We start from the raw sequence: 19,693 nt of genomic DNA on the forward strand, positions 1-19,693 counted from the left end.
TTCAAGAGCCGGCCCGCGCGGGTTTCGCATTCTGGAGTCATGTATGGTTTTTTCCCGGTTCCCCAGGATCGGCGCGGCTATCGCGTCGGCCGTGTTTCTTGTCGGGCAATCGTTTGCCCAGTCCACCAACCCGCCGGCAATGCAGCCGGTGCCACTGTCCGCCGATCAGGCGCGGGCGCTGGGTGTGCGGTTCAGTCCTGTCCAGGCGTCGGCGAACCTGGAGGTTGGCACGCACGCGCGGGTCGTTTTCCGGCCCGACGCCCAGTACGTCGTGGCAGCACCCTACGCTGGGATCGTGCCGCGCGTGATTGTGGCGGTCGGCCAGACCGTGCGGCGTGGGGAGGCGCTGGCGACGTTCGCCAGTCCACAGCTTTTCGAAGCCAGCCGCGCGCTGACGGAGGCCAACTCGCAGGTCAACCTCGCCCAGAAATCGCTGGCCCGTGACAAGCTGCTGTTCGACGACGGCATCATCGCGAACAGCCGTCTGCAGGCCACCGAGGCCCGCGCGACCGAGGCGACGGCGATGGTCAAGGCACGGCGCGCCGAGCTGGCATCGGCGGGCATCGCCTTCACGGGCGCGGGCGGCGAGGCGCAACTGGTAGCCAATCGTTCCGGCGTGGTGTCCGAGGTCAATGCTGTTCCCGGCGCGCGCGTGGACGCCGCCGCGCCGCTGTTCCGGATCGTCGATCCCGATGCGGTGGAACTGGACCTGCTGGTTGGCCGCGACATTCCCGTGCCGTCACTGGGCGATACCGTGGACATCAAGCCGCGCGGCGCCACCGGCAAGGTGATCGGTATCGCGCCGACGGGCGATGGCACCGCCGGCGTGCGCGTGCGGGCGTCGCTGGAGCGGCGCGGCAACCTTCGCGCGGGCGAGAACATCAACGTCACGCTGGTGCTGCGCGGCGCCACGGACGGGTCCGGCGCGCCCGGCCGCGTGCGGATTCCGGCCGTTGCGCTGGTGTACTGGCAGGGGGTGCCCGGCGTATTCCTGGCCACTGACAAGGGCTTTACGTTCCACCGCGTCGAGATCGACAGCACCGACGACGCCACCGCCGTCGTCCGGACCAGGCTACCTGCCGGCGCTCGCGTGGCGGTCACCGGCATTGGGGCGCTCAAGGGCATCCTGACGGGAGACCAGTGATGGTAGGCCGTCTGATTGATTTTTCCCTGCGGCAGCGCCCGCTGGTGCTGATCGCCGCCTGCGTGCTGGCGGCGGCCGGGGCGTGGGCCTATCTGAACCTGCCTATCGACGCGTTTCCCGATATCTCGCCCACGCAGGTCAAGGTGGTGCTGAAGGTGCCGGGCATGACGCCCGAGGAGGTAGAGCAGCGCGTCTCCACGCCGATCGAGCAGGAGTTGTTGGGCATTCCGCACAAGACGATCGTCCGCTCGGTGTCGAAGTACGGCATCAGCGATGTCACGGTCGACTTCGAGGAAGGGGTGGACGTCTACTGGGCACGCCAGCAGGTGTCGGAGCGCATGGCAGGTATCGCGCGCGATTTGCCGTCATCGGCAGTCGGGGGGCTCGCGCCCGTCACTACGCCGCTGGGCGAGATGTTCATGTTCACCGTCGATGGCGATGGCTACAGCCTGGCGGACCGGCGGCGCGTGCTCGACTGGGTGATCCGCCCCGCGCTTCGTACTGTGCCGGGCGTGGCCGATGTCAACTCGCTTGGCGGCGAGGTCCGCAGCTACGAAGTGATTCCCGATCCCGCGCGGCTGCGCGCCCGGGGCGTGACGCTGCAACAGCTGCGCGACGCGCTCGACACCAATAACCGCAACGACGGCGCGGGCCGGCTGGAGCAGGGCGACGAGCACTGGGTCGTGCGGGTGGAAGGCGGTGTGCGTGGTGTCGACGATCTGCGCACGATCGTGGTCGAGTCCGGGCAGGGCATGGTGGATGCTGCGGCGGTGACCGTCGGAGATGTCGCAACGGTCAAGCTCGGTGAAGCCACGCGTAACGGCGCGGTGACGCAGGACGGGCACGGCGAAGTGGTCGAGGGCCTCGTGCTCGGCCTGCGCGGTACCGATGCCCGCAAGCTGGTGGATGCCGTGCAGGCGCGACTCGATGCGCTGGCGCCCGACTTGCCCAAGGGCATGACGACCCACGTGTTCTACAACCGTGGCGAACTGGTATCGCGTGCGGCCAACACGGTGGTGCGCGCGTTGATCGAAGCCAGCGTGCTGGTGGTGGTGCTGCTGTACCTGTTTCTCGGAGGCGTGCGCGCTGCGCTGGTGGTGGCGGCCACGCTGCCACTGTCGATCCTGGCGACCTTCCTGCTGATGCGCTACGTCGGGCTCACCGCCAACCTGATGAGCCTGGGCGGCCTGGCCATCGCGCTGGGCATGCTGGTGGACGCTGCCGTGGTGGTGGTGGAGAACATCGAGACTGCGCTGGCTCGCGAGGAGAAGCATGGAGCGCGTAGTGATCTGCGCGGCGCCGCTATCCGGCACGCCGTGACATCGGTGGCGACGCCGATGCTGGCCGGGGTGTCGATCATCGCCATCGTGTTCCTGCCACTGCTGTCGCTGCAGGGGCTGGAAGGCAAGCTGTTCTCGCCGGTGGCGCTGACCATCGTGCTGGCGCTGGCGTCGTCGATCGTGATTGCCTTCACGGTGGTGCCGGCGCTGGCGTCGCTGGTGCTGAAGGCCCACGCGGACGAGATGCCGTGGATGATGCGTAAGGTGGCTGCGGGGTTTGCGCGGCTGCAGCAGTGGTGTTTTGCGCATCGCCGCGCCGTATTCGGGGTGGCCGGCGCGGCGTTGTTGCTGGCGGTCGGGCTGTATGTGTCCGTTGGCAAGACGTTTATGCCGAGCATGGATGAGGGCGACCTGATCGTGCAGTTGCAGAAGGCGCCATCCGTATCGCTGGCGGCATCGCTCGAGCTGGATCAGCGTGTCCAGCGGGCGCTGCTCAAGGAAGTGCCTGAAATCCGCTCGGTGGTGGCGCGTACCGGGTCGGACGATCTTGGACTGGACCCGATGGGGCTGAACGAGACCGACACTTTCCTGGTGCTCAAGCCGAAGGACGAGTGGCGCGGAACCAAGGACGATATCGCGGAATCGATCCGTAAGGTGATGGAGCGCTTCCCGGGCGTGGTCTACGGTTTCACGCAGCCAATCGAGATGCGCGTCTCCGAGATGCTGACCGGCACGCGTGGCGATGTGGCCATCAAGATCTTCGGCAACGACCTTGCATCCATCGACAACGCCGCCACCGCCATCGCCGCAACGGTACGCAAGATCAACGGTGTGGCCGAGGTGATTGCGCCGAGCAACAGCGGCGTGCAATACATGAACGTAGTGATCGACCGGGCCGCGGCCGGGCAGGCCGGATTCAGTGGCGACGCATTGCAGGCGCAACTGCGCGCGTTGGTGGAAGGCGACCGCATCGGCGTGGTGCCCGAAGGCATCGTCCGCACGCCGCTGATCCTGCGCGGCGGGCCGGGGCTGCGGCAGGTGCCTGATGCCTTCACGGGTCTGCTGGTGACGGCGCCCGATGGCAAGGTATGGCCGCTGACATCGCTCGCGCGTATCGAGCGCATCGACGGACCGGTCCGCATCAACCATGAAGACGGTGCGCGCTTTGCCGTGGTCCAGGTCAACGTGAGCGGCCGCGATCTGGCCGGCTTCGTGCAGGAAGCGCAAACCGCGGTGAATCAGCTTGCGTCGCTCAAGGGTCTGCGCATCGTATGGGGTGGCCAGTTCGAGAACCAGCAACGCGCGGCGGCCCGTCTCGCGCTGGTGGTGCCGCTGGCGCTGGGCGCGATCTTCCTGCTGCTGATGCTGACGTTCCGGTCGGTGCGTCAGGCGGTGCTGATCATCGCCAATATTCCGTTCGCGCTGGTCGGTGGCATTGCCGCGTTGCGGATCTCGGGCGAGTACCTGTCCGTGCCGGCGTCGGTGGGCTTTATCGCGCTGCTCGGCATCGCGGTGCTCAACGGCGTGGTGCTGGTGTCGCACTTCAATTCGTTGCTGGACGAAGGGCACGATATGGCCACCACCGTGCGCGTCGGCGTGCGCGATCGCTTGCGGCCCGTGTTGATGACCGCGTGCATTGCGGCACTCGGCATGATTCCGCTGCTGCTGGCCTCCGGCCCGGGTTCTGAAATCCAGCGGCCGCTGGCGATTGTCGTGTCTGGCGGACTGGTGACATCCACCGCGCTGACGCTGCTCCTGCTGCCGCTGTTGTTCGAACGTTTCGGCGTGCCTGGCCTTCGCCCGTCTGCCAAGGGAGAGATGCAATGAAGCCGGCAATGCGAAACATCACGTTGGCGATGATAGGAGCCGCGTTGCTCTCGAATGGTGCCGTTTTCGCGCAGGACGCGCAGTCGTACCTGCCTGCCGAGGCGGCAGTGCGCGAGGCCGTTGCGCGGGCGCCCGACGTGCTCACGGCTGAAGCGCGGCGGGATGCCACGACGGCACGCGCCGCGGGCACGCGCGCGGGCACGGCGGAAACGGTTGTCCGGGTGATCGGCCAGGGCCGGCAGGTACGCGAGCCCTCCGAGCGCTATCCCGAAGGCCAGATTGCCATCGAGCGTCCCCTGCGTCTCTGGGGCAAGGCGGAGGCCGATGGCGTGCTGGCCGATCTCGCGACCGAGGCGGGCAACCTCTCGGTCAAGGACGCCAAGCACGAAACATCGCGCCAGATCCTTAGCCTCTGGATCGCCGCGATTCGCGCGGGGCAGGCCCGTATGGCCGCCGAGGACAATGCGCGCGCGGCGGCAGACCTTGCTGCCATGACGACGCGGCGCGTGCAGGTGGGTGATGCCGCGCGTCTCGACGCGGAGCTGGCAGCGGCGGAACTGGCGCGCACGCGCGCGACGGTGGCCACTGCCCAAGCCTCCGAGTCGGCATCGCTCGCCGAGTTGCGCGCGCGTTTCCCGATGCTGGGTCAACCGGCACCGGCGCCCGTTCGCATCGCGCTGCCGTCGCCTCCGCAGGAGCCGGCCGAGCAGTTGCGCGGTATCTACGTGCAGGACAGCCACGAATACCTGCTGGCGATGGCGGAAGAAGCCCATGCGTTGCAGCAGGCCAAACGATCGGATCTGGACCGCAAGCCGGACCCGACCGTCGGCATGTTCGTCACGGTGGAACGCGGCGGCGCAGAGCGGATTCTCGGGGTCAGCGTGTCGATGCCGCTTGGCTCGGCGTATCGCCGCTCCAACGCCGTGGCGGCTGCGGCGGATGCCGAGGCGGCCGCGCGGAAGCGGCTGGGCGTCGAGCAACGCCTGGGTGCGGAGTTCGACGTCTTGTACCGGAACCTGTCCGGCAAGCGCGCGGCGGCAGCGGCGCAGACCGAGGCTGCGACGCTGCAGCGGACGGCGTCGGATCGCGCAACGCGCGCGTATCGGGCCGGAGAATCTGGCTTGCAGGAGTTGATTGTCGTGCGTCGAAACCTGGCCGACGCCATGCTGGCGGAGCGCCTGGCCAATGTCGACGTGCTCGAGTCGGATACCCGTCTGAAGCTCGATCTCCATCGCATGTGGGACTTTGACGACTGAGCGGTAACGCCCCGGCAGACGCTGCAAGTCTGCCGGGTACCCGTTAACAATCTATATTTTTATAGACTATAATTCCCGCAATTGTTGCCCGGCCCGTACCGGGGCCCATATCGGCGCATACCGGCACCGGCCCATGAACCAGACCCATTCCTCCATCGACCTCGTCAGCCTGCAAAGTGCAGCCGCGGACGCCTGCGCGCTGCTCAAGGTGTTGGCCAATCCTGACCGCCTGCTGCTGATGTGCCAGCTTTCACAGGGCGAACTGTCGGTGGGCGAACTGGAGGCGCGGCTCGGCATTCACCAGCCCACGTTGTCCCAACAGCTTGCCGTGTTGCGTGAAAACGGTCTGGTAGCCACGCGCCGCGAGGGCAAGAACATCATCTATGCCGTGGCCAGCGAACAGGCACTTGCTGTCATGGCCGTGCTGTACGAACAGTTCTGCGCGAATTCCTGAGGAGCGAACATGCTGCTGATCGATCTTGGCAATTTCACCCCGGGCCTGTCCCTGGCCGGGGGCATCGTCATTGGCGTGGCTGCAGCCGTGCTGGTGCTGTTCAATGGGCGGATCGCTGGCATCAGCGGCATCCTGGGCGGGCTGCTGAGCCTGCCGCGCCGCGACATGACGTGGCGGGTGGCCTTCCTGATAGGGCTGATCGGCGCACCGATACTTGCCGCGCTGTTCGGGATGCCGGCCAGGGCCGATATCCAGGCAAGCTGGGGCGAGGTGCTAGTCGCGGGCTTTCTGGTCGGGATCGGCACGCGCTACGCGGGCGGATGCACCAGCGGCCACGGCGTCTGCGGTATCTCGCGTGGGTCCATCCGTTCGCTGGTGGCCACGCTGACCTTCATGGCGGCAGGCTTTCTGACCGTTTTCGTCACCCATCACCTGATCGGAGCCTGATATGAGCGCCATCACCGCACTGCTCGCGGGCCTGCTGTTCGGCATCGGCCTGATGGTTTCCGGCATGGCCAATCCGGCCAAGGTGCTGGGCTTTCTCGATCTGGCGGGGCGTTGGGACCCCTCGCTCGCCTTCGTGATGGTCGGCGCCATTGCGATTGGCTCGGTGGCGTTCCTGCTGGCCAAGCGTCGCCAGCGCTCGCTGCTCGGGTTGCCCATGCAACTGCCGACGAATACAGTCATCACGCCAAGGCTCGTCATCGGCAGCGCGCTGTTCGGTATCGGCTGGGGGACGGCGGGCTTCTGCCCGGGCCCCGCGCTGGTGGCGCTGGGCGCGGGCTATCCAAAGGCCATCGGCTTCGTGCTGGCCATGGCGGCCGGGATGCTGGTCTTCGAAGTGCTGGAACGCAGCAAGGCGCGCGTCGCGCGCGCCTGATCAGGTTTGCGTGTTCCGCGGCGGGAATCGCAGCACGAAGCGGGTCTTTCCGTTCGCCGACTGGACCGAGATGCCGCCGCCGTGCGCGGTCATGATCGCGCGCGTGATGGAGAGCCCGAGCCCGACGCTGTCCGACTCGGGCCGTCGCCTGGACTTGTCGCCACGGAAGAACCGATCGAACAGCGAAGACAACAACTCGGCCGGAATCTCGGGCCCATCGTTTTCCACCGCCACCACCACGCTGTCGCCTTCCGCGTGCGCCTCGACAACCACCGCGCCGGCCTGCGGAGTGTGGCGCAGCGCGTTGGAGAGCAGATTGCTCAGCGCGCGCCGCAGCATCAGGCGGTCGCCCTCGACGATGCCGTCGCCCTGCAGCCGCAGTGCCACCTGTTTGTCCTCGGCCAGCGCCTCATAGAACTCGAACAGCGCCCCCGCTTCCTGCGCGATGGAAATGGTTTCCTTGTGCGGCAGGTCGAGCCCGTGTTCCATCTTGGCCAGATACAGCATGTCCGAAACCATTCGCGACAGGCGTTGCAACTCTTCCGCGTTGGAGGCCAGGATTTCCCGATACTTCTCCGCGTCCCTGGGTTGTGACAAGGCCACTTGCGTCTGCGTCATCAGATTCGTCAGCGGCGTGCGCAGTTCGTGCGCGAGATCGGATGAGAATTCGGACAGGCGGCGGAAATCATCCTGCAGGCGTTCCAGCATCGCATTGAGGTTGGCGGCGAGATTGGCCACTTCCTCGGGAACAGCTTCCACCGGCATCCGCTCATGGAGCTTGTCTCCCGTGACGACCTTCGCACGCGTGGCCATGGCGCGCAACGGCGCCAGACCCCGGCGCGCGGCCCACCAGCCGAAAATACCGCTGGCCAGCACAGCCAGCGCCACATACGAGACCAGCGATCGGCGGAACGCGTGGACGAAATGCTCGTGGATCTCGGTGTCCATCCCCAGCAGCACGTCGGTGCGTTCCCCCGCCGCGTTCACCGTGGCACGCATGCCGCGATAGGTTTTGCCGTCCTGCGTCCATTGGAAGACGTCGTCATCGCCGACATGCTTGCGCGATGCCTCAATCGACGTCTTCAGCGCTGCGGCAAAGTCGAAATCCGGCGTGGCGTAGTGCACCTGACCGTTGGTGCCGCGCGTATAGACCAGGAGTCCGCTGTGATGCTGGTAGGCGTCCGCCAGGCGCGTGGGCAACGTGCTGCCGGTGTTGTCGGCGATGGTTTTCTCGACGAGGCGCATGTTGTCGCGCAGCAGCGCGTAGTCCTCCACCGCGAAGTGCCGGTCCATCGCTGTGAAGATCAGCACGCCAAGCCCGAGCAGCACGCAGGCCGAGGTCAGCGAGAACAGTGCGGTCAGCCGCGTGGTCAGCGAATAGCCGCGCATCAGGCCAGATCCTCGGGCGCTTCCAGCACGTATCCCATGCCACGCACGGTCTGGATCAGCTTGTCGTCGAAGTCGTCGTCGATCTTCGCGCGCAGGCGGCGGATCGCCACGTCGATCACGTTGCTGTCGCTGTCGAAGTTCATGTCCCAGACCTGCGAGGCGATCAGCGAACGCGGCAATACCTCGCCACGGCGGCGGGCCAGCAGTTCCAGCAGCGCGAATTCCTTGCCAGTCAACACGATCCTGCGCCCGGCACGCGTGGCCCTGCGTCGGGCCAGGTCCAGCACGAGATCGGCGATCTGGATACGATCGACCGGTGCCTGCGCGGCGCCCCGGCGCAACAGTGTGCGCACGCGGGCCAGCAGTTCGGAGAACGCGAACGGCTTGACGAGGTAGTCGTCCGCGCCGAGTTCCAGCCCCTTCACGCGGTCGGCGACGCTGTCACGCGCCGTCAGGAACAGCACCGGCACGGGATTGCCGGCGGCCCGGATGTTCTGCAGGATGCGCCAGCCATCGATATCGGGCAGCATCACATCGAGGATCAGCAGGTCGTAGGACTCGTTCAGCGCCATATGCTGGCCGTCCAGCCCGCTATGCACGAGGTCCACGATGAAGCCCGCCTCGGTCAGGCCCTGCCTCAGGTATTCGCCAGTCTTGGTTTCGTCCTCGACCACCAGGAGCTTCATACGTGTCCTCGTCAAACCAATGCACCCGGGCCCCGTGCCCGGAAAACGCCGCAAGTGTACGCCGCGGTCCGAACATGACGCGGACATTACCGGAATGTAATTTTTGGGTCATTAGGTGGTTACCGCGTCCTGACTACTCTGTGCTCGCTGCGCCATTTTGCTGGCGCGATTTCACGATGAGAAGGAATTGACAGCATGCGAGCCAACGTTCCGGCCGATCTGATTTTGCCTGTGCGGGCGGGGTTGTCCCGGCGTCGCTTCGTCCAGGGTCTTGCCGCCGGGGGTGTGCTCGGCGCGCTCGGGGGATTGTCGTCCGGAGGCTGGGCCAGTTCCGGGGGCGGACAGGCTGCAACGGGCAATGGCGCTGCCCCGGTCCTGCGTGGCACGGAGTTCGATCTCGTGATCGGCGAGTCGGCGGTCAACTTCACGGGCAAGCCCGGCATGGCCACCACCATCAACGGCATGCTTCCCGGTCCCACGCTGCGCTGGCGCAAGGGCGACACGGTGACGATCCGCGTCACCAATCGCCTGAACGAGCCCACCTCGATTCACTGGCACGGCATCATCCTGCCGTATCAGATGGACGGCGTGCCCGGTATCAGCTTCCCGGGCATTCCGCCCGGCGAGACCTTCACCTACCGCTTCAAGGTGGATCAGACCGGCAGCTATTGGTACCACTCGCACTCGGGCTTCCAGGAAATGACTGGCGTCTACGGCAGCCTGATCATCGACGGCGACGAAGACCCAGTGCGTGCCGACCGCGACTATGCGGTGCTGCTGTCCGACTGGACGGACGAGGATCCGATGCGGGTCATGTCCAAGCTCAAGATCCAGAGCGACTACTACAACTACAACCAGCCCACCGTGGTGGACTTCTTCCGCGACGTCTCCAACGACGGGCTTGGCGCCGCGCTGGAGAAGCGAAAGATGTGGAACCAGATGCGGATGAGCCCCACCGATCTGGCCGACCTGTCGGGCGCCACGCTGACATACCTGATGAATGGCGTAACGCCCGCCGGCAACTGGACCGGGTTGTTCCGTGCCGGCGAGCGCGTGCGCCTGCGCTTCGTCAACGGCGCAGGCAACACGTTCTACGACGTGCGCATTCCCGGCCTGAAGCTCAAGGTGATACAGGTCGACGGCCAGAACATCGAGCCCGTGACGGTCGACGAGTTCCGCTTCGGCCCGGGGGAAACCTGCGACGTGCTGGTGGAGCCGACCGACGACGCACACACGATCTTCGCCCAGTCGATGGACCGCACCGGCTTCGCGCGCGGCACGCTGGCCGTGCGCGAGGGCTTGCAGCCGCCGGTACCGGCGCTCGACAAGGCTGAGTGGCTCACCATGGGTGACATGATGGGCAGCATGAACCACGGCGTGATGGGCCACGGCGCGTCAAGCGCCGCGGCGATGGATCATGGCGCGATGAACCATGGCGCCATGAATCACGGTGCGATGCCCATGGATCACAGCCAGCACGATATGTCCGGCATGGCTGGGATGAGTGGCATGTCACATGCCGACTCGCTCAAGGTACCCAGCACGCGGGCACGTCATGCGCGTACCGAGTACGGTCCGAGCACCGACATGCGCGTGGACATGGCGCGCACCAACCTCGACGACCCCGGCATCGGGCTGCGCAACAACGGGCGCCGGGTGCTGACACTGGCGGACATGCATACGGTCGGTGGCCCGATGGACCACCGTGGCCCGGGCCGTGAGGTGGAACTGCATCTGACCGGCAATATGGAGCGCTACACGTGGTCGTTCGACGGCGTGGAGTACGGCAAGTCGACGCCGGTGTTCTTCAAGCATGGCGAGCGCCTGCGGGTGATTCTCCACAACGACACGATGATGACCCACCCGATGCACATGCATGGCATGTGGAGCGAACTGGAGGCGCCCGACGGCACGTTCCAGGCCCGTCGTCATACGATTCCGGTGCAGCCCGCGCAACGCATCAGCTTCCTCGTGACCGCCGATGCGCTCGGGCGCTGGGCATGGCACTGCCACTTGATGATGCATATGGACATGGGCATGTTCCGTGAAGTGGTGGTGGCATGATGAACGCACGCAACCCACTCACACTGACGCTGCTCGCGGCGGCGCTTCTCTCCGTCAGCATGGGCACCGCCTGGGCGCAGCATTCGCACGCAGACCATGCGTCGCACGCTGCCCAATCTGCCAGCGCGGCCAACGCGGCCAGTGCGACCAACGCGGCCAGCGCGACCACTTCGGATTCGATGTCATCGATGCAGGGCATGGATGGCGGCGAGATCCAGACCATGGACAGCGGCGAAAGCAGCGACATTCAGACCATGGACGGCAGTAACGCCGGAAGCGCGCCGCCCGCCATGGATCATGGCGACATGAAGATGCAGGGCGGTAGTGCGCCGCCGGATGCGCGCGATCCGAATGCGTACTCGGGCGGCTACTTGCTCGGCGTCGGCAAGTACGCGCTGGGCGAGCATCGCCAGCTTCACATGGCGGACGAACACCTGTTCGCCTCGGTGCTGGTGGACCGCCTGGAGTGGACGCACGGCAGCGATAGCAATGCGACCTCGTACGAAGCCCAGGCATGGATTGGCAGCGCCTATAACAAGCTTGTGATCAAGGCCGAAGGCGAAGCCGAGAAAGGCCGGGTGCACGAGGCCCGCACCGAGCTGTTGTGGGGCCACGCGATTTCCACGTTCTGGGATACACAGGTCGGCTACCGCAACGATGCCGGCTATGGCCGGCCCGCGCGGAACTGGCTGGCCTTCGGCGTGCAGGGGCTGGCGCCGTACTGGTTCGAGGTCGATGCCACGGCTTACGTGGGCAACGAGGGGCGTACCGCCCTGCGCCTGTCCGCCGAGTATGAGCTGCTGATTACGCAGCGGCTGATTCTCCAGCCGCGCATCGAAGCGAACCTGTACGGCAAGAATGACCCGGCGACCGGCACCGGCAGCGGGCTGTCGAACGGCGCAGTGGGATTGCGTCTGCGCTACGAGTTCAGTCGCCAGTTCGCGCCGTACATCGGCGTGGAGCGCTACCAGACGTTCGGCAACACCGCCGATATGGTTCGCACATCCGGCGGCCGTAGCGGCGAGACGCGTTTCGTTGCCGGTGTGCGCGCCTGGTTCTGATCGCGTCCGGCTTCAATCGTTTTACCCAGGGAGATCTCATGACTTACATCCACACCGCGGCCAAGGCGCTGGTTGCCGCCACCGCACTTCTGGCCAGTGCCGCCGCCCTCGCGCACCCCAAGCTTGTCAGCGCCACGCCTGCCGACAAGTCCGAAGGGCCCGCGCCCACGCGGATCGAACTGCTGTTCTCCGAGAACCTCGTCAAGCAGGTCTCCGGCGCGAATCTGGTCATGACCGGGATGCCCGGCATGGCCGATCATCCGCCAATGAAGATCGCGGCCAGTGTGTCCGGGGGCGACGATCCCAAGGCGATGATCATCGCGCCGAAGAGCCCGTTGGTACCGGGCACCTATCGCGTGGACTGGCGAGCGGTGTCATCGGACACCCATCCGGTCAACGGCAGCATCACCTTCACGACGAAGTAACGCGGGCAGGGCTATCCAATGGAGGTCGACTGGCTCAACGTGTGGGTGCGGTTCGCGCTCTATCTGGATCTGATGTTGCTGTTTGGCTTGCCGCTGTTTGCCCTGTATGCGCTGCGAAAGGACGAGCGGGAAGCCGCCAGCGCCCGGTGCTATAGCGGCTACGCCATGATGGCCGCGCTCATCGGTCTGGTGCTTTCCGTCGTGGACATGGCCGTGGTGGCCAAGGCCATGAGCGGAGTGGAAGGGTATGCGGATCTGGGCGGCGATACGGTGGCGATGATCGCGACCGAGACAGCCTTCGGCATCGCCTGCTTCATTCGCATGAGCGCGCTTCTCGGTGGACTGATCGCGAGCTTCGCGCTCGCGCATCGGCCGACGCTGCGTTATCGGGTCCTCGTTGCCTGTGGCGCCATCGCGTTGGCAACGCTCGCATGGGGTGGCCACGGCGCGATGAACGAGGGGCTGTCCGGCGTCGCGCATCTGCTGGTCGATATTGCGCATCTGCTCGCGGGCGGCGCATGGATTGGCGCGCTGGCTGGATTCCTGATGCTGGCCCGGATGGGCGTTCTCGCTGTGCTGGATCGCGCCGCGCGCGGGTTTGCGAGTATCGGTACCGTGATCGTCGGGACGCTGGTGACGACCGGGGCAGTCAACTACTGGTTCATCGCCGGCATGCCGACGCTGGAGCGACTGACGTCGCCCTACGGCCGGATTCTGCTGGTCAAGCTGGCGCTATTCGCCGCGATGCTGGTGATGGCCGCGCTGAACCGGTATCGCCTGGGCCCGGCGCTGGCGACGGCATCGGACAGTGGCGCGGCCGTGCGGGCGCTGCGCAAGAGCTTCGTTGTCGAAGCCCTGCTTGGCGTGGCGGTGCTGGCGATTGTTGCCGTGCTGGGTGTGCAATCGCCTGAGCCTTGATGGACCTCCGCCTCTGGTCGCGATGCTTTACTCGACCAGCTTTGCCCGCAGCCGCTTGAATTCGTCCTCGGAGATGGAGCCGGACGCTTTCAGGCGGTCGAGCTTTTCCAGTTCGTCGGCGACGCTGAAGCCGACCACCTGGCGAAGTTCGTTGCGTGCCTCCCGCGCACGTTCCTGATTGCGCTCTGCCATGCCGCGACCCTGGGTAAGGATGTAGGCGAAGACGCCGATGTAGGGCAGCACGATCAGGAAGATCACCCACAGCACCTTGGCGAAGCCCGACACGTCATGACGCCGGAACAGATCGCCGGAAATGGTGATGAGCAACCAGAACCACAGGATGAAAAGGAAGATGGAAAAAACGTCGATGATGAAATTTCCAAATGAAAAACCTTCCTGAATAACCATTGATGCTCTCCATTGAAAAGAAAATGGTCCCGATAAGGGAAAAGGCGATCGGCTGATCCGATTCATGCGGCAAGACGATGCGCGCCGGCCGCGATGCAGGTGGCCAGTGGCGCGTCAACCTCATTAGGTATAGCAGGTGTGACGACAAGTAATCACTTTCACCGTTATGAAAGTTTCTTGTCGGGATGATTCCTGATTTTGCAGAGTGCGACGGGTGCCATCCGCTTCAGGCCGACGTCTGCGAATGTCCGGGCGTTGCCGTCATTCCCCTTGCCCGGGAACACCTTTGATATAGGCGTCCAGCCCGTTGACCAGCGCGGCGAAGGTTACGGCACAGCGTGCGTTGTCACGCAGGTCTTCATGCATGGCTACCCAGGTATCCAGCGTGACCGAGAACTGCTCGGGCAACACCCTCACCAGTTGGGGATCCCGTGCCGCCAGTGCGGCCTGGCACACGCCAATGCCAAATCCCGCACGGATGGCGCCGAGTTGGGCCAAGTCGCTGTCGCTGCGAAAGGCCAGGCTATCGCGCCAGAAGGGTTTGAATTTGCTCTGCAACCGGCGGATGAAGTCGTTTTCCTGATCGAAGCCGATGAGCGCATGGCGCGACAGCTCGCTCGTCGAGCCAGGCACGCCGTGCGCCTGCAGATAGCGGGTGTGCGCGTGCAAGCCGATTTCGATACCGCCGACATGCCGGGCGATCAAGGCCCCCTGGACCGGTCGGAACATGCGGATGGCGATGTCCGCCTCGCGGCGCAGCAGGTCGTCAGGCTGATTCGACAGGACGAGCTCGACCACCAGTTCCGGATGCGCGTCGCGCAGGGCCGTCAGGATCGGAGGCAGTACCTCGGCGCCGATGACTTCGCTCGCGGTCAGCCGTACCGTGCCCCGGACGCCCGCGCCGTGGCTGCTGGCCACCCGGCGCAGCGCGGCGGCGGTGGCGGCGATGCTCGCCGCGTATGGCTTCAGCTCATGGGCGGCCTCGGTGGGGGCGAAGCCGTCGAACGAGCGTGTGAACAGCTTCAGCCCCAGGGCAGCCTCGAGGCTGTCGATGTGCCGCCCGACTGTAGGCTGCGTGATGCCGAGGGCCCGGCCGGCGGCGGAGAGCGACCCGACCTCCAGCACCTGCAAGAATGTCCGGTACCACTCCCAGCTCGGTTCGTTTCGCGTCATGGTATGCATTTTTAAATAGCTGCCAGTCGATTCTAGGCAATTTTCTTTCGATTGCGGGTGCGCCACACTGCGGTTTCGCGAATTGCTCGCTGCCTTCCCAATCCGTTACCGAAAGGAAATCCGATATGTCCAAAGTTGCCTTGTTTGGCGCGGCAGGCGCCATTGGCCGGAGCATCGCGGCCGCCCTGCGCAGCAGGGGTGAGCCCTATCGGGTGGTAGGTCGGCACGAGGCCAGCCTGCGCCAGGCCTTCGGCGATGACCCGCTGGCGGAGATCCTGACCTGGAATCCGGACTCGCCGGAGGCGATTCAGGCGGCCGCCACGGGTGTGGAGACCTTGATCTATCTGGTCGGGGTGAACTACTGGCAGTTTGAGCAGCACCCCGCGCTGATGCGCCGGACGCTCGACGCCGCCGTGGTGGCCGGCGTGAAGCAGATCATCCTGATCGGCACGGTGTACCCATATGGCAGGGCAAGGACGACACCCGTGCGCGAGGACCATCCGCGCGAACCCCACACCTTCAAGGGGCGTATGCGCAAGTCGCAGGAGGACCTGCTGATGCAGGCGCATGCCGATGGACGCGTCCGTGCCACCGTGCTGCGTTTGCCGGACTTCTATGGTCCCGGCGTCGAGAACAGCCTGCTGCATCGCGCGGTGCTGACGGCTGCGAACGGGGGCACGGCCGACCTGATCGGGCCGATCGACACGCCGCATGAGTTCATCTTCGTACCGGACGTGGGCCCGGTGGTGGCCCGGCTGGTTGATACCCCGGCTGCCTTCGGCAAGATCTGGCACCTCGCCGGGGCCGGCGTCACCACGCAGCGCGAACTGGTGGAAGAGATGGAGCGCCAGACCGGCCGTGCGATGAAACTGCGCGTGGTGGGCAAGACGATGCTGCGTCTGCTGGGGCTGTTCAATCCGCTGATGCGCGAACTGGTCGAGATGCACTATCTGCAGACCGACCCCGTGATCATGGACGACTCGGCGCTGCGGGCGCTGATTGGTCCGATTCGAAAGACGTCTTATCAAGACGGCATTCGCCAGACGCTGGCTGCCGCCATGTGCGCCAATGCACGCTTGACGCCCGCTTCGGCCGGCTGAAACTTGCCCGACTTGGAGGTGCTGTCAACGCGACGCTCCCGGCGACAGTTATTGGGGACGAGCGAGAGCGATGCGCGCGGCGCCAGCGTCGCGCTGCAACGTACCTGATCGCCCACTCGGCTCAAGCGTTTTTCTTCTCGTCGTTTCACCCCGATACGGGAGCAGCCAATGAAGAATTTGCTGAAGTCGATGGCCGTTGCGGCCGCGCTGGGTTTGTCGCTCGGCGCCCAGGCCCAGGCACCCGCCGGCGCGCCAGCGGGCACCACGGGCCTCTGCAAGGACGGAAGCTACTACTCCGGCGCCAGCAAGAAGGGCGCCTGCGCAGGGCACAAGGGCGTCAAGGACTGGTATGGTGGCGCCGCCGCAGCATCCGCACCAGCCGCGATGGCACCCGCCGCGATGGCGCCTGCCGCGGCACCCGCGCCCAAGGCCGCCGCGCCGGCGGCAACAGCCGCACCTGCGGCTCCCGCCACTGCCACCGAGAAAAAGACCACCGCCGCCGCACCGGGCGGAGGCCCTGGCCAGGTCTGGGCCAACTCGTCGAGCAAGGTCTATCACTGCCCGTCTGACCGCTACTACGGCAAGACCAAGAGTGGCGCGTACATGTCAGAGGCCGACGCCAAGGCCAAGGGCTACAAGCCCGATCACGGCAAGGCCTGTTCCTGAACGGGGACTGCGCGGGGGGACTCAGCGCTCCGTGCCCAGACGGTCCAGAGGCATCCCGGGCAACCGGGATGCCCCGGAGATGTCATGCCTCGATTATTTGGTCGATCCAGACAGCAAGCCGATCCGATCCGAACGATTCTGCTCGCGTACCGATACGCGCGCTGACCGTATCGCCTTCACGTTGCAGTTCAAACGCGCCGCCTGCTTCCTCCTGCCACAAGAGCGCCGCCAGCCATGCAGCGTGTTGCGCGGATACCGCTTCGGTTACCGGCATGGCGATGAACTCGCTGAGCATGGCGGGTGATGTCCACGTGATCACATCGCCGTCGTGGCGTACCGCATTGCCGAGCACGTCTGCCAGCACGGCTATCGCATGTTCGGCGCTCTGGCCACGGAACCGCGAGCGCAGGTCTCCGAGCGCCGCGCCTACCGCATAGCCAAAGGCACCATTGCGCTGGCTCTCCGCGCTCACCACATCGGCATAGTCCAGGCGTTGCCAGTCCGGCTTCGCAATGGGCGACTTCGCCAGCGACGTGCCTTTCAGGTAGGTTTCCACGGGTTGGAAACGCCCGGGGCCGATCAGGCTGGCGCACAGCGTCTGGACCATGGCGATGCGCGTCGCTACGGTCTGCTTTTGCAGCACCATGAGTTTTTCATGTACCAGCTGGTCTCGCTCCCTGCGCAGGGCGGACAACTCCAGCGCCTGCTTCAGCTCCATACGCAGCGCGGTAATGTCCCAGGGCTTCTTGATGTAGCGGTGAATCTGCCCCTGGTTGACGGCTTCCACCGTCTGGTCAATTTCGGAATAGGCGGTGGTCAGGATCCGTACGATATGCGGATAGTGCTCACGCGCGTAGCGCAGCAGTTCGTTGCCACATTCGCCAGGCATACGCTGATCCGAGACGAGCACGGCAATGCTGTCGCCATGAGCATCCAGCTGGGCCTTTCCCTCCTGCACGGACTGGCCGGTTACCACCGGCGCAAGCTGACCAATGGCCCGGTGAAAGTACTTGACGGCAGTGGCCTCGTCATCGACGAACAGGATTGCCGGAGGGGTCTGCAAGGTTTTGGTTTCGCTCATCGGTCATTCCCTTATGCGACTGTCTTGAGGTTGGAGAGATCGCTGTCTCAATGGTCAAACGAGCCCGGCTCATGTCAGCAAGCGGGGCCTTACTCCGCGCGTGGCAGGTCGAAGCTGAAGGCGGCCCACTGGCCCACATCGCTCTCGGCATACAGCACGCCGCCATGACGTTCGATTACGGCGTAGCTGATCGACAGGCCAAGACCCAGGCCCTGGCCCACTTCCCGCGTGGTGAAGAACGGTTCGAACACGCGGGCGAGATGCTCCTGCGCGATGCCTGGACCGTTGTCGCGCACGGTCACGCGCAGGCGCTTGTCCTCCCATCGCACCGTCGTATGGATCGCCGGGCTCTGCGTACCCGCCTTGCGCATCGCCAGCGCCGCGTTCGAGAACAGGTTGATCAGCACACCAAGGATCGCGGCGACGTCGCCAAGCACGAGTGTGTCGTCGGGCATGTCACGCGTCATCCTGACGCCGCGCAGTTCGTGCGCGGTCAGACGCTGCGACGAGTCGAGCGCCTTCTCGAACAGAAACGGGGTGCCTTCCTCTTCGGCACCGGGCTTGCGATAGGCGAATGTCTTCAGGTCCGAGACGATATGCTGGATCCGCTGCAAGCCCTGCTTGGCATCGATCAGACACTCCTGCAGGCTCGTCTCTGTTTTCGCAACCGGCTCCTCCAGGGCCACCTCGACCGCCATCAGGCAGAAGTTGACCGGATTGTTCACCTCGTGCAGCAGGCCTGCCGCCAGCGTGCCGATGGCCGCCATCTTCTCCTGCTGGAGCATCTGCCCCTTGATGTTCAGCAGATCCCGGTTGATGGCCTCGAGCTCCGCGTTCTTGTCCGCCACCTCGGCCTTGACGCGGAACAGCATGAAACGCGCCTGTTCGTTGAAGAACGTGTACACGCCGCTGGCGGCTGCCGCGAACAGCAGGAACAGCGAGTTGACGATGAACGTCCCCACGGGCTCGATGCCACCCGGGTGCAGCAGGCACGCGGCGGCATAGAGCAGGAAAGACAGAATGCCGAACACGAGGTTCTGCCACAGCCCGAACGGTAAGGCGATGCCCGAGGCGAAGATCGCGAGATTCAGCCCGACGTAGTACGGCGACTCGACACTCCCGGTCTGCGCGATCATCCAGGCGATCATGATCTGCGGCAGCAGCAGCCACGTCATGGTGAGCCATGGCGCGAAGCGGCGGCCAGCCTGGCTGTAGAGCGCGACCACCACGCCGCCGATCAGCAGCGCAATGACGATGCGCGCTACCGTGAACGGCACTTGCCATTGTGGATACTGAACGTAATCGAGGCCGACACCGAGCAGTACCAGCACGATGGCCGTGTACGCGCCGCCCCGGCTGAACGTCAGGCGGAAATCGGCCAGTTCGGACTGGTATCCGGCATGACGCGGGTACGAACCGAGGGCCCGCGCCGGTTGCGCCGCCGGGTCCTCAGCGGACAGTGGCTTCCGCGAAGACATTGACGCCGGTTTCATCGACATAGAGTCGGTGGGCATGCGAGTTCTCCGGCAACAGCGAGGCCATACCGGCCTCGTCGCGATAGATCAGGTACCACTCCAGCAGATGCTCCATCCCGAACTTCTCCGGGTTTGACGGATGGACATTGGTAACGAGCAACTGACCGCCTGGCTTCGAGCGCGAAGCGAAGTACGACAGCAGGCGCGCGCAGACCTTGTCGGAGAGGTAGTCAAACAGGCCGGCGCAATACACCGCGTCGAACTCGCGCACGCTCGGGTCGTCGGCCGCGATGCGGCGTTTGGCCAGTTCGTGCACGGACTGGTGCACCATCTCGACCGATACCTTGTGCCCGGCCGACGCGGCGGACCGTTCGATCGAACCCCGCGTGTACTCAAGCGTCTCCGC

The 19,693-nt window shown here is 65.3% G+C and carries 19 protein-coding genes; 12 read left to right on the forward strand and 7 right to left on the reverse strand.

The window, feature by feature from the left end; all coding sequences use genetic code 11:
* Positions 1-43: 43 nt before the first annotated feature.
* From RN01_RS26580 to RN01_RS26605, 6 genes are all read left to right on the forward strand, one after another.
* Entirely contained in the window at positions 44-1,144 is a 1,101-nt protein-coding gene (locus tag RN01_RS26580; RefSeq protein ID WP_017511387.1) for an efflux RND transporter periplasmic adaptor subunit, read from the forward strand.
* Positions 1,144-4,251 carry an efflux RND transporter permease subunit gene (locus RN01_RS26585; protein WP_024570750.1) on the forward strand — a complete coding sequence of 1,036 codons (3,108 nt, stop codon included), beginning with the start codon at positions 1,144-1,146 and terminating at the stop codon, positions 4,249-4,251. The genes RN01_RS26580 and RN01_RS26585 overlap by 1 nt, the downstream gene beginning before the upstream one ends.
* Positions 4,248-5,507, forward strand: a complete 1,260-nt coding sequence (locus tag RN01_RS26590; RefSeq protein WP_017512967.1) for a TolC family protein — start codon at positions 4,248-4,250, stop codon at positions 5,505-5,507. Before RN01_RS26585 ends, RN01_RS26590 begins: the two co-directional genes overlap by 4 nt.
* A 133-nt stretch (positions 5,508-5,640) precedes the next feature.
* Positions 5,641-5,961, forward strand: a complete 321-nt coding sequence (locus tag RN01_RS26595) for a metalloregulator ArsR/SmtB family transcription factor (RefSeq protein WP_008647678.1) — start codon at positions 5,641-5,643, stop codon at positions 5,959-5,961.
* Positions 5,962-5,973: 12 nt separating this feature from the next.
* Positions 5,974-6,408: a YeeE/YedE family protein gene (locus tag RN01_RS26600; protein ID WP_024570749.1), complete on the forward strand. Its 435-nt coding sequence runs from the start codon at positions 5,974-5,976 to the stop codon at positions 6,406-6,408.
* 1 nt (position 6,409) lies between these two features.
* Positions 6,410-6,841: a YeeE/YedE family protein gene (locus RN01_RS26605; protein ID WP_017512969.1), complete on the forward strand. Its 432-nt coding sequence runs from the start codon at positions 6,410-6,412 to the stop codon at positions 6,839-6,841.
* Here RN01_RS26605 and RN01_RS26610 read toward each other — a convergent pair whose 3' ends face one another.
* The gene (locus RN01_RS26610; RefSeq protein ID WP_017512970.1) at positions 6,842-8,230 is read right to left on the reverse strand and encodes a heavy metal sensor histidine kinase; all 1,389 of its coding nucleotides are present in this window, start codon (positions 8,228-8,230) and stop codon (positions 6,842-6,844) included.
* Positions 8,230-8,916: a heavy metal response regulator transcription factor gene (locus RN01_RS26615; protein WP_011520077.1), complete on the reverse strand. Its 687-nt coding sequence runs from the start codon at positions 8,914-8,916 to the stop codon at positions 8,230-8,232. The genes RN01_RS26610 and RN01_RS26615 overlap by 1 nt, the downstream gene beginning before the upstream one ends.
* A 195-nt stretch (positions 8,917-9,111) precedes the next feature.
* Between RN01_RS26615 and RN01_RS26620 the strand changes: the two genes are divergently transcribed.
* The 4 genes from RN01_RS26620 to copD are packed head-to-tail and all read left to right on the forward strand — an operon-like array spanning position 9,112 to position 13,384.
* The gene (locus RN01_RS26620) at positions 9,112-10,980 is read left to right on the forward strand and encodes a copper resistance system multicopper oxidase (RefSeq protein ID WP_017512971.1); all 1,869 of its coding nucleotides are present in this window, start codon (positions 9,112-9,114) and stop codon (positions 10,978-10,980) included.
* The gene (locus tag RN01_RS26625; RefSeq protein WP_017512972.1) at positions 10,977-12,041 is read left to right on the forward strand and encodes a copper resistance protein B; all 1,065 of its coding nucleotides are present in this window, start codon (positions 10,977-10,979) and stop codon (positions 12,039-12,041) included. Before RN01_RS26620 ends, RN01_RS26625 begins: the two co-directional genes overlap by 4 nt.
* 38 nt (positions 12,042-12,079) lie before the next feature.
* Positions 12,080-12,466 carry a copper homeostasis periplasmic binding protein CopC gene (gene copC / locus RN01_RS26630; protein ID WP_017512973.1) on the forward strand — a complete coding sequence of 129 codons (387 nt, stop codon included), beginning with the start codon at positions 12,080-12,082 and terminating at the stop codon, positions 12,464-12,466.
* Between the two features lie 18 nt (positions 12,467-12,484).
* The gene (gene copD / locus RN01_RS26635; RefSeq protein ID WP_017512974.1) at positions 12,485-13,384 is read left to right on the forward strand and encodes a copper homeostasis membrane protein CopD; all 900 of its coding nucleotides are present in this window, start codon (positions 12,485-12,487) and stop codon (positions 13,382-13,384) included.
* 27 nt (positions 13,385-13,411) lie between these two features.
* Here the strand turns inward: copD and RN01_RS26640 are convergent, their stop codons facing one another.
* A complete protein-coding gene (locus RN01_RS26640) occupies positions 13,412-13,792 on the reverse strand; it encodes an SHOCT domain-containing protein (RefSeq protein WP_008647667.1) in 381 nt (126 codons plus the stop codon).
* 261 nt (positions 13,793-14,053) lie between these two features.
* A complete protein-coding gene (locus tag RN01_RS26645; protein ID WP_035836860.1) occupies positions 14,054-14,965 on the reverse strand; it encodes a LysR family transcriptional regulator in 912 nt (303 codons plus the stop codon).
* Between the two features lie 125 nt (positions 14,966-15,090).
* Here RN01_RS26645 and RN01_RS26650 point away from each other — a divergent pair, with 125 nt between their 5' ends.
* On the forward strand, positions 15,091-16,065 hold the full coding sequence (locus RN01_RS26650) for an NAD-dependent epimerase/dehydratase family protein (protein ID WP_024570747.1): 975 nt from the start codon (positions 15,091-15,093) through the stop codon (positions 16,063-16,065).
* A 168-nt stretch (positions 16,066-16,233) separates the two neighbouring features.
* Positions 16,234-16,731, forward strand: coding sequence for a DUF3761 domain-containing protein (locus RN01_RS26655; RefSeq protein WP_017513784.1), 498 nt, complete (start codon positions 16,234-16,236; stop codon positions 16,729-16,731).
* 82 nt (positions 16,732-16,813) lie between these two features.
* Here the strand turns inward: RN01_RS26655 and RN01_RS26660 are convergent, their stop codons facing one another.
* From RN01_RS26660 to RN01_RS26670, 3 genes are all read right to left on the reverse strand, one after another.
* Positions 16,814-17,812 (reverse strand): response regulator, encoded by a 999-nt coding sequence (locus RN01_RS26660; protein WP_017513785.1) that lies wholly within the window; start codon positions 17,810-17,812, stop codon positions 16,814-16,816.
* Positions 17,813-17,901: 89 nt separating this feature from the next.
* The gene (locus RN01_RS26665) at positions 17,902-19,290 is read right to left on the reverse strand and encodes a sensor histidine kinase (RefSeq protein WP_017513786.1); all 1,389 of its coding nucleotides are present in this window, start codon (positions 19,288-19,290) and stop codon (positions 17,902-17,904) included.
* Positions 19,262-19,693 (reverse strand): class I SAM-dependent methyltransferase (locus RN01_RS26670; protein WP_039016805.1); only part of this gene is annotated, 432 nt, incomplete at its 5' end. The genes RN01_RS26670 and RN01_RS26665, both read right to left, overlap by 29 nt.

Source organism: Cupriavidus sp. SHE, assembly GCF_000812445.1.
GTDB lineage: Bacteria > Pseudomonadota > Gammaproteobacteria > Burkholderiales > Burkholderiaceae > Cupriavidus > Cupriavidus metallidurans.